We start from the raw sequence: 13177 nt of genomic DNA, 5'->3' as shown, positions 1-13177 counted from the left end.
GAGGCTGGCGAGCAGCGCCGCGTCGCCGCGCCGGCCCTTGCCGAAGCTGAAATCGTCGCCGGTGATCACGCCCGCCGCGCCGATCCGCCCCGCGAGCACGTCGGCCACGAAGGCCTCGGCGTCCATCGAGGCGAGCTCGGCCCCGAACTCGAACACCAGCATCGCGTCCGCCCCGGCATGGGCGAACAAGCGCTCGCGCTGGTCGAGCGTGGTCAGCCGGAACGGCGGCACCTCGGGCCTGAAATATTTCACCGGGTGAGGGTCGAAGGTGGCGACAATCACCGGGCGCCGCTCGTGGAATCCACGCGCGACCGCCCTGCCGACCACCGCTTGGTGGCCGAGGTGGAATCCGTCGAAATTGCCGAGGGCGACGATGCTCCCCTTGAGATGCTCGGGGACGCCGCCGGCGAGGGTGAGCCGCTGCATTGCCGCCGCCTCTATCGGGTCGCGGGCCGTTTGCGAAGCGCTGGCAAAATAGGATTTTGGCTGTCACGATGCGCGAGTCGGTTTTACGTTCGGGACCAGCGTCGCGGGAATCGTCCTCGTTACTGCGAACATTCGCGAAGATTGGGGCCGGGGCGAGTCTTGACTCTGCCTGTGCCGAATCCTATCTGCGCCCTATCCCGATCCACCGGTTGACCGGCGGCGCATTCGTGCGCGCGTCGGCTTTTCGTTTGGAAACGGGGACAATTTTAGCGACGAGATGGGGCGGCTGGCGCCCCGTGGAGCTGAAAAAGGATGACGAATGGCTCGTATTGCTGGGGTTAACATCCCGACCAACAAGCGCGTCGAAGTGGCGCTCACCTACATCCACGGAATCGGCCGGACGACGGCCCAGAAGATCACGCAGCAGCTCGGGATCGCGCCCGACAAGCGAGTCCAGGACCTGACCGACCAGGAAGTGCTGCACATCCGCGAGGCGATCGACAAGGACTTGACGGTCGAAGGCGACCTGCGGCGCGAGACCGCGATGAACATCAAGCGGCTGATGGACCTCGCCTGCTACCGCGGGCTTCGCCACCGCCGCGGCCTCCCGGTCCGCGGCCAGCGCACGCACACCAACGCGCGCACCCGCAAGGGCAAGGCCAAGCCGATCGCCGGCAAGAAGAAGTGATTTCGACGGTCCGCGGGACCTTCGCAGAAGCCCTTCTCCGCCGGAGTTTCAAAGGCACGACAGCCCTTCGACTTCGCTCGGGGCAAACGGATTGTAGGAACGGAATTTAAATGGCCCAGGCACCGCAGCGCATCCGCAGGAGGGAGCGCAAGAACATCACCGCCGGCGTCGCCCACGTGAACGCCAGCTTCAACAACACCATGATCACCATCACCGACGCCCAGGGCAACGCTATCGCGTGGAGCTCGGCGGGGATGATGGGCTTCAAGGGCAGCCGCAAGTCGACGCCCTATGCCGCGCAGGTCGCCGCGGAGGACGCGGGCAAGAAGGCCGCCGAGCACGGCGTCCGCACGCTCGAGGTCGAGGTCAAGGGTCCGGGCTCGGGCCGCGAGAGCGCGCTCCGGGCGCTCCAGGCGGTCGGCTTCACGATCACCTCGATCCGCGACGTGACCCCGATCCCCCACAACGGGGTGCGGCCGTCGAAGCGGCGGAGAGTCTGATCGGGGACATGCGTGTCCCCACATTGATGGGGACGCTCAATAGAATGTTCCCATTGAACATGATTTGAAATCAGGGGCCCCGGCCCCCAACTGCCAAGGGATGAAAATGGCCGTCAACGCAAAGAACTGGCAGGAACTGAAGAAGCCCAGCGCGCTCGAGCGCAAGCAGGCCGGCGGCGACGCCCGCCGCCGCGCGGTGTTCGTCGCCGAGCCGCTCGAGCGCGGCTTCGGGATGACTCTCGGCAACTCGCTGCGCCGCGTGCTGCTGAGCTCGCTCCAGGGCGCCGCCGTCACCTCGATCAAGATCGACGGCGTGCTCCATGAGTTCAGCTCGCTCGCCGGGGTCCGCGAGGACGTCACCGACATCGTCCTCAACGTCAAGCAGATCGCGCTCAAGATGGAAGGCGAAGGCCCCAAGCGGCTTCACCTCAGCGCGACCGGCCCGGCCGACGTCACCGCGGGGATGATCGCCACTTCCGGCGACATCGAGGTCACCAACCCCGACCTCCTGATCTGCCACCTCGACGAGGGCGCGACGCTCAACATCGAGCTCACCGCCGACATCGGCAAGGGCTATGTCCCGGCGGTCGCCAACCGCCCGGCCGACGCGCCGATCGGACTGATCCCGGTCGACGCGCTGTACAGCCCGGTGCGGCAGGTCGCCTACAAGGTCGAGAACACCCGCGTCGGGCAGGAGCTCGACTACGACAAGCTCACCCTGACGCTGGAGACCGACGGGACGGTGACGCCCGAGGACGCGCTCGCTTATGCCGCGCGAATCCTCCAGGACCAGCTGCAGCTGTTCGTCCACTTCGACGAATCGCAGGTGCGCATGGCGCCCTCGCCGATGATCGGCCAGGCCGTGCAAATGGCGGCGGAAGCGCCGACCGACACCAACCAGCTCAACCGCTATCTCTTGAAGAAGGTCGACGAGCTCGAGCTGTCGGTCCGCTCGGCCAACTGCCTCAAGAACGACAACATCATCTACATCGGCGACCTGGTCCAGAAGACCGAAGCCGAGATGCTGCGGACGCCGAACTTCGGGCGCAAGAGCCTCAACGAGATCAAGGAAGTGCTGGCCTCGATGGGCCTCCGCCTCGGAATGGACATCCCCGGCTGGCCGCCGGAGAACATCGAGGAAATGGCCAAGAAATTGGAACAGGAGATGCTGGGGTAAAGGCGTTTCGCCCAAAGTGGTACTTTGAGCGAGGCTAGAGACAAGGAAGGGCCGCTCCGTTGGGGCGGCCCTTCGCTCTACTGCGCTCTGTTCAGGCGCGCCAACCTGATATTTAACTTGTCAATCCTTCGGAGAATCTTCCGCTAGGCTGAATGGTGGGCAATTCTCAGGTACATACCACTCATTATGGCTAAAACTGGTCTCATGAAATCAGACAAGTCAGATTCTGGCTTAATGAAACCAACTACCCCAAGGCCAATCACAAGAAACGTCAACAAATTTCCAAAGAAGAAAACCTGATACGGTACTCTCTTAATCGGAGGCCAGTCTACTCGTAACGCAAAATAAATTACCAGGGCGATAAGTGCCGTGCTCATCGCTGAGACAACCGAAAAATTCTTCAACACGAGTATCGCCGCAACAGTCGCGCATGCGAGACTAAGTATATACTCCGAAGCAGGAGAGTATACGCCATCATCCGCATAGCATGAGCGCATGAATTGCTCCAGTTTCGATATTCTCTGTGACATGGACCTCCTCCTCACAGATCTCTAAAAGCCCGTCCCGCCCACACCTGCTGCCAAGTCTTCAAAGCCATCGGATGATAGACCTTGCGATCGGAGCCATTCAAAAAGTGCCTGGCCACTGTTGAGATAGGACTCAATGGCCGCTCCGATCGCGCTTCCCAGCGCAGCTCCGCCAACTACTCCGATCACCGTTCCATATTGCTTGCCGATGGCGTACCCAATGGCCACGCCAGCCAGAGTTCCCTCAGGTCCTACAAGTGTACCTAGTGATCCCCCAATCTCCATACCTAGAGCTGCACCACTCGTGGTTCCGGCAAGACCTCCGAGGTAGCCACCGGCAGCGACCGTCGTATCACGAATTATGCCGCCGCCGCTCACGGTTGCAACTTCCTGAAGAGAGAGCTCTTGAATATTTGGATTTTGGAATTCCAAGTTCGATACGGTTTCCATTTCAATTCCTCCTAGTCTAAACAGCGAAATTGTATACGCGTGATACAATCTTCCATCGTTATAGCGATTCTACCATTGAGGCCTCCTTTGTAGTTGGCATTGATAGCTTCCCTTGTGACATCACGAATATCTTTTGGGCTAAACGTATCGTCTCAAAACGATGAGCTACAACAACTCTAGTTGCGCCGAGGTTCGATATGGCGGTGTTAACCGTTGATTCTCGAAGAGAGTCGAGATGAGAAGTTCCTTCATCGATTACGAGAAGTTTTGGCCGCAGATAAAGTGCGCGTGCTAAAAGCAGTCGTTGCTTTTGGCCTCCCGACAAGCTTGAGCCCATATCTCCGACGAGCGTTTCATAACCCATCGGCATCTGCATTATTTCGTCGTGAATAGCCGCGGCCTTGGCGGCTATGGCAATCTGGTCCACTTCTGGTGTTTCATTGAACAGAGCGATGTTGTCGGCAATTGAGCCGGCGAATAGATGATCTTCCTGCAGGACCGCAGCGGCCTGTTCGCGGTAGTTTCCATAGCCGAAGCGCTTGAGAGGTATCCCGTCAATTAGCACCTCGCCAGAATGCGGCTCGATCAGACCGAGAATAATCTTGATCAACGTGGATTTTCCGCCGCCTGACGGGCCGGTTATTGCAATGTGTTCGCCGGCGTCGACTAATAGATTGATGCCGTCGAGGACGAAAGGATCAGTCGGGCTATAGCGATAGCGGATTTCACGAAGTTCAATTCTCCCCTTGAGCGGCAGCCTGGGGAGCGCGGGCTGGGCGCATCCGACGTCCTGGTCGGCGAGTGCGATGTCGGAGAGACGCTCGAGGTGGAGGCCGAGCATGCCGAAAGCGATGCCCTGGTCGATCAGCGAGGCGGCGCGGCCGAGGAACTGGCTCTTGTACGCCACATAGGCGAACACCATGCCGACGCTGAACCCGCCCGAGATGACGAACCCGATCGCCAGCCAGATCGAGAGGATATTTTCGAGGCCGAACACGAGCGTGTTGGACGTGTCCTGCCAGATCGAGATGCGCGCAAGTCGGATGCCGGCGTTCATCGAATCGACGAGCCGGTTTTGCCATTGCCGGTGGCGCGTGGCTTCGCGGTTGAAGAGGCGCAATGTGACGATTCCGCGGAGGGATTCGATGAGCGTCGATTGCTCGCGCGCCGACGCGACGATCACCGATTGCTGCGAGTCCCGCTGCACCGCGAAGGAGATCGCGCGGATCGCGGCGTAAAGCCCCAACGCGACGACGGCGAGAAGCGCGAGGCCGGCGCTGTAGAGGAACATCAGCGCGAGCGTGAGGAGAGCGAGCGCGCCGTCGATTACCGCTCCGACCGCGCCTTGCGTGAGCGCCTGCTGGATGGGCGCGACCGACTGGAAGCGCGAGAGGATGTCGCCGACGTGGCGCTTCTCGAACCAGCTGATCGGCAGCCGGAAGAGGCGATGAACGACGTTGCTGGAAATGCCGTAGCTGAGCGCGCTTCCGGCCGAGAGGAGAACGAACGAACGCAGCAGCGAGGCGCCGGTGTTGATGATCGTGAACAGACCGAACCCGAGCGCGAGGACGCTGAGCAGATTGTTGTCGAGCGCCGGCAACGCGCTGTCGATCGCGACCTGCATGTAATAGGGCGAGGCGAGGACGAACGCCTGCATCACGAGGCTGAGCACGAGCGTCTGGGCGAGGGCGCGCTTGAGCCCCGTCATCCGGCCCCACAGCTGCGACAGCTTCAGGCGATTGCGCTGCCTGGCGCGCACGAACTTCTCCCCGGGGCGAAGCTCCAGGGCGACGCCGGTGAAATGGTTCGAGAGCTCGCCGAGACCGTACCAGCGCGAGCGGCCGTCGGGATTGTGGATCAGCGCCTTGCCCCGCCTCACTTGTTCCAGCACGACGAAGTGGTTGAGGTCCCAGTGAAGCACCGCCGGGACCTGGAGGTTGCGGAGCTCCTCGATGGGCAATTTCACCGCCCGGCTGTAAAGCCCGAGCCGGTCCGCAATCGCGATCAGCGACTTCAGCGATGCGCCGCGCATCGAGGGCTCGAACTGCCGCCGAAGGCTGCCGAGATCGACGTCAAGGCCGAATGCGCTCGCTATCATGGCAAGGCAGGCGAGCCCGCATTCGCTCATCTCCGTTTGGCGCACGGGACGGACGCGCTTGCCCCCGGTGAAGCCGGTGTGGAGCAGCGCGTTCATCGGCGGCCGACGGCGAACAGCGGCTCGAACAGCCATTCGAACAGGCTCTGCTTGCGCGTGACGATCCGCGCGGTGAGCGTCATTCCGGGCTGCAGCGGCTGCGCCTTCCCGAAAGCCTGTATCCGCGTCCGGCCGAACTCCGCCGTGACCAGGTAGACGGGGACCGGACCGTTCGGGCCCTGCTTCTGAACCACCGTCGAGGAAATGTCGGTAATGCGCGCCTGGACGGTGCCGAACGTTTCATAGGGGAAGGCGTCGACGGCGACCCTCACCTCCTGCCCTTTCTTCAGGAAGCCGGCGGCGCTGGTCGGAACATAAAGCTCGACACGGGTGCGCCCCCCGTCGGGAAGCACGACCATGAGCTGCTCCCCCTGCGCCGCCGGCTGGCCCAGCCTGGCGGTCAGCGCCGTGACGGTTCCCGACACGGGCGAGGTGAGTGCATAACCTTGGGCGGCGTCATATTGGGCCATCTGTTGCTGGAGCTGAGTGCGCTGCGACTGGACGGAAACAGCTTGGGCCTGCGAGCTCGCTTTCGATTGCGCGATCGAGCGCTGTGCATCGGAAATGGTCGTCAGCTTGGCGGCCTTCGCCTGCTCGAGCTGAGACAGCTGCTGGCGCCGCGCGAGCAGGGTCGCCTTCCGGTCGTCGATGTCGCGGCGGCTGATGAAGCCCTTCGCGGCGATGCTCTCGGCTTGGTCGAGGTCGTTGGCGGCAAGGGCAACCAGTTGCTGCTGCGCGGTCATCTGCTGCTCGATCGTCCGGATTTCGTCGCGGGAACCGCGGACGGTCGCCTCAAGGCGCGCCTGGTCCGCGGCGGCAGCGTTCAGCACCAGATCGGCCTGATTCCCAAGCTGGCGGTCCTGCTGATCGAGGGAGTCGAGGATCCGCTGCGGCGCCGTCGCTCCGTTCGCGAGATCCTCCTCCGAGCGGACGCGGGCGAGAAGGTCGCCTGCGTGAACATGCTGGCCTTCGCGGACCGCGAGATCGGCAATGACGCCCGGACGCGTCGGGACGATCGCAGCGATGCCCTTGTCGACGACGATCGCTCCGGAGATGGTTTCAACGCGCGAATAGGTTGCCAGTGCAAGGAAACCGAGCGCAATCGTGAGCGCTCCGAACAGCAGATAGCCGATCAGCTGCCACGACAGCGGCACCGCGAGACTGATGTCGCCATGCAGCCGGTCCCTGCGCGCCGCAAGCACTTCGGGGCGAAACAACGGTATTGGAGAATGGGCCGTCACGCGCGCTCCCTCCCCCAAGAGGCAACACGATTCGGCGAGGGAATTGAAGCGGTTACGCGGGGTCGCGTCAACTTGACGGAGATCAATTCGGCGGAAGTTCCGTTGAACGATCCGCAACCAAAATAGCTGAGCAGACGCCCGGGCTCCGCAAATGCGGAGCCCGGTCATGCGACATCGAGGTCACCAACCCCGACCTCCTGATCTGCCACCTCGACGAGGGCGCGACGCTCAACATCGAGCTCACCGCCGACATCGGCAAGGGCTATGTCCCGGCGGTCGCCAACCGCCCGGCCGACGCGCCGATCGGACTGATCCCGGTCGACGCGCTGTACAGCCCGGTGCGGCAGGTCGCCTACAAGGTCGAGAACACCCGCGTCGGGCAGGAGCTCGACTACGACAAGCTCACCCTGACGCTGGAGACCGACGGGACGGTGACGCCCGAGGACGCGCTCGCTTATGCCGCGCGAATCCTCCAGGACCAGCTGCAGCTGTTCGTCCACTTCGACGAATCGCAGGTGCGCATGGCGCCCTCGCCGATGATCGGCCAGGCCGTGCAAATGGCGGCGGAAGCGCCGACCGACACCAACCAGCTCAACCGCTATCTCTTGAAGAAGGTCGACGAGCTCGAGCTGTCGGTCCGCTCGGCCAACTGCCTCAAGAACGACAACATCATCTACATCGGCGACCTCGTCCAGAAGACCGAGGCCGAGATGCTGCGGACGCCGAACTTCGGGCGCAAGAGCCTCAACGAGATCAAGGAAGTACTCGCGAGCATGGGCCTGCGGCTGGGGATGGACATCCCCGGCTGGCCGCCGGAAAATATCGAGGAAATGGCCAAGAAGCTCGAGCAGGAAATGCTGGGGTAAGCAGGAGCGCCCGAGCCCAATGGAGCGTTTCCGTCAGGAAACGGGAACTTGGGCGGAGAGAGCGCGGATGCCGGCCGGCGGGGCGGCGAGCCGAACGCGTCCGACGTCACGAATTCACTTCGTGACGGCTTCAATTTTCAAAAGGGCCGCTGCTCGCAGCGGCCCTTCTCCTTTTCTCGCGCGGAGACGCGGAGACGCGGAGGCGCGGAGAAAGTTTCTGGATTTTCACGCGAAGGCGCGAAGGCGCGAAGAAGCGGTCGGCCAGCAGATGTGCGAAGCTAGCGACGTAAGGCCCGTAAGGAGTCAGCGAGCCGGAAATGCGGTGATAACTCGCCGTCCCAATCAGTGACGGCGGCAAATCTCGCGACGAATTCTGCCGCTGGCATCGCGTTTGAGGCGCCGGCGGGAAGCTCGCTGAGATCACGAAAGGCGACAAATTCATGCCAGCAATGGTCCGACTGCGTTGGACCACCACTCCATCGGTGAAGCTGCTCGTAAAGCGGCGGCAAACCGACCTGTTCGGCGATGAAGAACTCTCCACTCGACAAACAAGCCACAACTGAGTGGCGGTCTGCCTCGTTCAGTAAGTCTTCGACCAGGACCGTTCCCAACGCTTTGAAGTTGCCTGCATCCCGGTACATGTAGTCAAATGCGGTCCACATGATGCGCTACTTCCAGCTTCGGCTATGAGAACCAGATGAGTGACGTCCGAGGCAGCGTCTGGTCCGACCGCGAAATCGATCTGATCATCGCCGACCACTTTGGCATGCTCACCGATGAGATTGCCAATCAGCCTTACAACAAAGCCGAGCATAATCGAGCGTTGCAGGAGCTTACGGGCCGAAACCACGCCTCCATTGAGTTCAAGCACTGCAACATCAGCGCAGTCTTAGACCTGCTCGGAATCACTACCATCCGCGGATATCGGCCGCGTCCGAACTTCCAGAATGCTCTCATCGATGGAGTCGAGCGGTACTTGGCTGCGAAGGGAGAGCCAGCGTTCGTCTCTGCCGTTCCACTAATGGCTGCGGTCGCGGAATCGCCAATGCTTTGGATCGGTCCTCCGCCGCAAACGACGCCGGACGAGAATGAGGCCCCCGCGCGGCTGCGGCAACTTATCCGCAAATTCGATCCGGCGGAACGCGACGCACGGAATAGAAGTCTCGGCAAGCGCGGCGAAGAGCTGGTCTACATGCATGAGCAGTTCAAGCTTCGCACCGCAGGCCGCGACGATTTGGCGCGCAAGGTAGAGTGGACTTCGGAAGTCCTGGGCGACGGTGCGGGTTACGACATCCGCTCGTTCGAGTCGAATGGAAGCGAACGCCTGATCGAAGTGAAGACGACGAATGGACCGGCAAAGACACCGTTCTTCCTTTCTGAAAACGAACGCGAATTCAGTGATGAACGCGCAGACGCCTTTCGATTGCTACGCCTCTACAGCTTCATCGAGAAACCGTGCGCGTTCGAACTGCGGCCGCCATTATCCGAGCGACTGGCGCTCAATCCGGTGAGCTACAGAGCGAGCATCATCTGATCGAACCCGACCGTCTGCAGAGCCACGCCCGAACGCCTGAGCGCCTTCCGACCGCGTGTTCGGGATGCCCATCTCGGTGCTCGCGCTCGACCCTCCACCTCTGATTTATGCTCCATCGCGGGAGGCCGGTCTCCACCGCCGGCAGGCTTGACCGCGGTTAATAATGTAACTACATAAATGCTGCTCGGTTGGATTGTGAGAAATCGGCCGGGTGAAGATCAGCTACGACCCCGAGAAGCGGGCGAAGACGCTTGCCGAACGGGGACTGGATTTTGACGATGCTGTGCAGGTGTTCGCGGGTTCGGGATTCGATCTGGAGGACGACCGGAAGGATTATGGCGAGCCGCGATGGATCACGTTCGGGCTGCTGAACGAAAGGATGGTCGTCCTCGTTTGGACTCCTCGCAGAAAAGCCCGGCACATAATTTCGATGAGAAAAGCGAATGACCGCGAGAAAAAGAGATACCAAAAGCGCCTGGATCGATCCGGATGATGCGCCCGAATGGACGGACGAGATGTTCGACCGCGCGCAAATCTCGATTGGCGGCAGGGTAATTCGCGAGGCGACCGGGACGATCACGAAGCGGGGGCGGCCTCCGGTCGGAGACGAAGCGAAGCAACAGGTGACCCTGCGCCTCGCTCCGAACGTCATCCGCTACTTCAAGGACAGCGGGGATGGCTGGCAGACGCGGCTGAACGAGACGCTCGAGGAGTATGTCGCCGCAGCGACCCAGAAGGGCCGCTGAAGCTCCTTAGCAGCGAGTCCAACCCCAAACGGCTGAGCGCCTGGTCCGACGGCGTGTCAGCCGCGTTCGACCGGATCGACCGCGAAGCCGCGGCAGGGTGCGCCGGGCAAGCTCAGCGCGCGTCCCACTCGCGGACGGTGACTTCGGAGCAGTCGTGGCGGTGGAGCGGATCGGCGTGGGCGAGATCGCGCGCCGCTTCCAGGCTGCCGGCCTTGACGACATAGGCGCCGCCGGAGCGGTCGGTGAACGGGCCCGCCTGCTCGAGGATCCCGCGATCGCGGAGCGACTTCAGGAAATCGTAATGCGCCGGCACGAACGCGGCATCGAAGCGCGGCTTGCGGATGGTGAGCACGAGATATTTCATCCGCGGCTTGTGCTCGCTTGGGTCGGCGGTGCCAAGACCGCCGGTGAGAATCCGATTTCCTACACATAACCACATAGGTTAGAAATTTCGCGAATCGGTGGAGGGCGCTATGGCGGCAGAAGGATGGTGGGTTCCGGGTCGAGGCTGGGACGACGACGACGACGACGAGGGCGAGGGGGCTCCGGCTCCGGCCTGGGTGCCGGCGTTTTTTACAGGGTTGATCGTGACGGGGAGCTTGCGCCAGGCCGTGGCGGAGGCGGGGATCGACTTCGACACGGCCTGGGCACTTCGGGAGGCGGAGCCCGAGTTCGCGATGTACTGGGATCGGGCGTTGCGGCTGCACGCGGCGATCAAGGCCGGCGTGCCCTATTTCGACGCGGTTGCTGCGGTCGAGGCGGAGAGCCTTCACTGATGGGGCGCCCGCTCACCCCGCTCGCGCTTCGCTCGAGTCGCCCACCCCCGCAGTGGGGAGAGGGTCGCTGAGCAGACGAGAACCGCGTTGGGTCATACCCTTTCTCCGCGCGCTGGAGCGAACCGGAGAGGCTCGTGCGGCGGCGAAGGATGCGGGGGTCGACCATTCGACGGCTTATGCGCGGCGCAAGGCGCATGCGGAGTTCGCGCAGCGATGGGCGGCGGCGCTGCGGGCGCATAAGGAGGCGAAGCGCCGCGCCGAGGAGGAAGAGATTGCGGCTGTTCGAGATGGACGCCTGGCCCCCTCTCCCGGCTCGCCTCCGGCGAGTCCGACCTGTCCCCCTGAAAGGGGGCGAGGTGAGGAGCTCGTCGTGTCCGCGGGCAAGGTGCGGCGGGTGGGGTTCGGGCGGTGGAGCAAGCGCAAGGAGGTGATCTTCTTCGAGGAGCTGGCGGCGACCGCCAACGTCTCGCTGGCGGCGGAGGCTGCCGGGGTGTCGCCCAACGCGGTGTTCGCGCGGCGGCTCAAGCATCCGCTGTTCGCCGCCAAGTGGGAGGCCGTGGTGCGCACCGCCAAGGCTTCGATCGACCTGTACCTGATCGAGGAGACGAGGAAGACGTTCGACCCCGGCACGCTCGACACCGCCACGGTGACGCCGAAGGTCACCATCGACCAGGCGATCCGGATCAGCCAGCTCAATGCCCCGAAGAGTGGGTTGCCCGCCGATCCGTTCGCGGACGACCCGGGCGGAACCGGCGCCTACGATATGGAAGACGTGCGCCGGCGGCTGGAAGCCAAGATGGAGCGCATCGTCGAAACCGATCGGCGCGAAAAGCTCGCGCTTGGCTGGTCCTACGACGAGAGCTTCGACGCGATGGTCCCGCCGGGCTACGTCCGGGGTCCGGAATACCGGCCGAAAGCCGCGGACGCGCACGGCTCGCATCGGGGGCAATCTCCGTCCCGCAGCGGGACAGCACGCGGCTAACCGATTGCGGGCGGCGGCCGGCTGCCGCAGTCGGCGCTGATGAGCGCTGCGCTTGCATTGATCCTGTTGGCCGAGGCCGCGACCGCGTGCGCGCCCGCCGATGCGCCGCTGCTGGCGGGCGGGGCGACGCTGGTGCGGCCGGTGGGGACATCCGAACCGGTGCCGTTCGAGAGGCTCGGGCCGGCAACGCGCCTGCCCCGCTCCGACGCGGTGCACGACGCTGCGGCCGGCGCGCAGACGGACGAGCCGCAACCCCGGCCGGACGACGAGGCCGAGACGGCCGGAGAGCAGTGCGAGGCGCCCATCCATATCGTCTGAGCAGCGGAAGCTGCTATGGCATCTGCATGAGCGAAAAGTTCGAGCGGCACCGGCAGCCCTGGCGCCAGGACGAAATCCAGAAGCTTCACCTGCTCGCGGGCAAGGGAATGTCGCTGCGCGCGATCGCGAGGGCGCTGACCCGGAGCGAGGAATCGGTGAAGGACCGCGCCAAGCAGGACCGGCTGACGATTTCCAAGCTGCGTTAGGGGGCGCGGGTTCGAGGACGAGCCGCGCTTAGGCGAACGCTTCCCACACCAGCCAACAGATGGTCAGGAAGACGGCGATCGCGCCCAGCAGCGCGGCGGTCTCGAGGAAGGTGATCCGCAGATGGCGGGCGTGGTCGTCCATGAACCGGTCGAGCTTGGGCTTGAGCTTGCGGTCCGAGGTCAGCATGCCGATGTCGAGGTGGCGCCCGGTGCGCAGGAAGTCGATGACCTGCTTCGTCTCGGCGTCGGACACGCGCGGGTAGCGGTGGAGGAGGTCGGCCGCCTGCTGGCGGTCGAGCCTCAAGGCGCGAGCTTCCTCGCGGCGGGCGTGGGCGGTCATCATTACTAACTCCTTGGGCAATTGGGGGAAAAGTGGACGGCGGGCGCAGTCACGCCGGGGCGAAGCGCCCGCGTGTGGTCGGGCGGCGCGCTGGTTTATGCCGTCTGCTCGCTCCTGTCCCGCGAAGGGGCAGGGCAGATCGAGCGCTTCCGGACACGTCATTCATCGTGGATTAGTGAGGAAGCGGCCATTGCCGGTGGGCGTTC

General features: G+C 63.4%; 16 protein-coding genes and 3 pseudogenes. 12 read left to right on the top strand and 7 right to left on the bottom strand.

Going from position 1 to position 13177, the window contains the following annotated elements:
- Positions 1-426: pseudogene (locus GH737_RS08565) on the bottom strand (bifunctional riboflavin kinase/FMN adenylyltransferase); the annotation flags it as partial.
- Positions 427-745: 319 nt separating this feature from the next.
- On the opposite strand from GH737_RS08565, the gene rpsM reads away from it, so the two are divergent.
- The 3 genes from rpsM to GH737_RS08550 all read left to right on the top strand — a co-directional run bounded on the left by rpsM (position 746) and on the right by GH737_RS08550 (position 2791).
- Entirely contained in the window at positions 746-1114 is a 369-nt protein-coding gene (gene rpsM, locus GH737_RS08560) for a 30S ribosomal protein S13 (protein WP_155264420.1), read from the top strand.
- Positions 1115-1224: 110 nt separating this feature from the next.
- The gene (gene rpsK, locus GH737_RS08555; RefSeq protein WP_155264419.1) at positions 1225-1614 is read left to right on the top strand and encodes a 30S ribosomal protein S11; all 390 of its coding nucleotides are present in this window, start codon (positions 1225-1227) and stop codon (positions 1612-1614) included.
- Between the two features lie 106 nt (positions 1615-1720).
- A complete protein-coding gene (locus tag GH737_RS08550) occupies positions 1721-2791 on the top strand; it encodes a DNA-directed RNA polymerase subunit alpha (RefSeq protein WP_155264418.1) in 1071 nt (356 codons plus the stop codon).
- A 551-nt stretch (positions 2792-3342) separates the two neighbouring features.
- Here GH737_RS08550 and GH737_RS08545 read toward each other — a convergent pair.
- From GH737_RS08545 to GH737_RS08535, 3 genes are read right to left on the bottom strand one after another with little or no spacing between them, the layout of a single operon-like run.
- A complete protein-coding gene (locus GH737_RS08545; protein ID WP_155264417.1) occupies positions 3343-3768 on the bottom strand; it encodes a hypothetical protein in 426 nt (141 codons plus the stop codon).
- Between the two features lie 58 nt (positions 3769-3826).
- The gene (locus tag GH737_RS08540; protein WP_155264416.1) at positions 3827-5962 is read right to left on the bottom strand and encodes a peptidase domain-containing ABC transporter; all 2136 of its coding nucleotides are present in this window, start codon (positions 5960-5962) and stop codon (positions 3827-3829) included.
- A complete protein-coding gene (locus GH737_RS08535; protein WP_196233061.1) occupies positions 5959-7203 on the bottom strand; it encodes an HlyD family secretion protein in 1245 nt (414 codons plus the stop codon). The genes GH737_RS08540 and GH737_RS08535 overlap by 4 nt, the downstream gene beginning before the upstream one ends.
- Positions 7204-7310: 107 nt before the next feature.
- Here GH737_RS08535 and GH737_RS08530 point away from each other — a divergent pair.
- A pseudogene (locus tag GH737_RS08530) lies at positions 7311-8069 on the top strand (DNA-directed RNA polymerase subunit alpha); the annotation flags it as partial.
- Between the two features lie 278 nt (positions 8070-8347).
- Here GH737_RS08530 and GH737_RS08525 read toward each other — a convergent pair.
- A complete protein-coding gene (locus GH737_RS08525; RefSeq protein WP_155264414.1) occupies positions 8348-8731 on the bottom strand; it encodes a hypothetical protein in 384 nt (127 codons plus the stop codon).
- A gap of 35 nt (positions 8732-8766) precedes the next feature.
- Here GH737_RS08525 and GH737_RS08520 point away from each other — a divergent pair, with 35 nt between their 5' ends.
- From GH737_RS08520 to GH737_RS08510, 3 genes are all read left to right on the top strand, one after another.
- Positions 8767-9603 carry a protein NO VEIN domain-containing protein gene (locus GH737_RS08520; RefSeq protein WP_155264413.1) on the top strand — a complete coding sequence of 279 codons (837 nt, stop codon included), beginning with the start codon at positions 8767-8769 and terminating at the stop codon, positions 9601-9603.
- 211 nt (positions 9604-9814) lie between these two features.
- On the top strand, positions 9815-10096 hold the full coding sequence (locus GH737_RS08515; protein ID WP_155264412.1) for a BrnT family toxin: 282 nt from the start codon (positions 9815-9817) through the stop codon (positions 10094-10096).
- Complete coding sequence (locus GH737_RS08510) at positions 10047-10349, top strand: BrnA antitoxin family protein (protein WP_155264411.1); 303 nt, start codon at positions 10047-10049, stop codon at positions 10347-10349. Before GH737_RS08515 ends, GH737_RS08510 begins: the two co-directional genes overlap by 50 nt.
- A 112-nt stretch (positions 10350-10461) precedes the next feature.
- Here the strand turns inward: GH737_RS08510 and GH737_RS08505 are convergent, their stop codons facing one another.
- Positions 10462-10713, bottom strand: a complete 252-nt coding sequence (locus GH737_RS08505) for a YciI family protein (protein WP_155264410.1) — start codon at positions 10711-10713, stop codon at positions 10462-10464.
- A 109-nt stretch (positions 10714-10822) separates the two neighbouring features.
- Between GH737_RS08505 and GH737_RS08500 the strand changes: the two genes are divergently transcribed.
- From GH737_RS08500 to GH737_RS08485, 4 genes are all read left to right on the top strand, one after another.
- Entirely contained in the window at positions 10823-11125 is a 303-nt protein-coding gene (locus GH737_RS08500) for a hypothetical protein (RefSeq protein WP_155264409.1), read from the top strand.
- Between the two features lie 370 nt (positions 11126-11495).
- Positions 11496-12107, top strand: coding sequence for a hypothetical protein (locus GH737_RS08495; protein ID WP_155264408.1), 612 nt, complete (start codon positions 11496-11498; stop codon positions 12105-12107).
- Positions 12108-12146: 39 nt separating this feature from the next.
- A complete protein-coding gene (locus tag GH737_RS08490; protein WP_155264407.1) occupies positions 12147-12425 on the top strand; it encodes a hypothetical protein in 279 nt (92 codons plus the stop codon).
- A gap of 26 nt (positions 12426-12451) precedes the next feature.
- Positions 12452-12631 (top strand): hypothetical protein, encoded by a 180-nt coding sequence (locus GH737_RS08485; protein WP_155264406.1) that lies wholly within the window; start codon positions 12452-12454, stop codon positions 12629-12631.
- A 28-nt stretch (positions 12632-12659) separates the two neighbouring features.
- Here GH737_RS08485 and GH737_RS08480 read toward each other — a convergent pair whose 3' ends face one another.
- Positions 12660-12974: a hypothetical protein gene (locus tag GH737_RS08480; protein WP_155264405.1), complete on the bottom strand. Its 315-nt coding sequence runs from the start codon at positions 12972-12974 to the stop codon at positions 12660-12662.
- Between the two features lie 18 nt (positions 12975-12992).
- Between GH737_RS08480 and GH737_RS15785 the strand changes: the two are divergent.
- A pseudogene (locus GH737_RS15785) lies at positions 12993-13177 on the top strand (hypothetical protein); the annotation flags it as partial.

Source organism: Sphingomonas segetis, from assembly GCF_009720245.1.
GTDB lineage: Bacteria > Pseudomonadota > Alphaproteobacteria > Sphingomonadales > Sphingomonadaceae > Sphingomicrobium > Sphingomicrobium segetis.
This window is presented reverse-complemented; position numbering and strand designations above follow the sequence as displayed.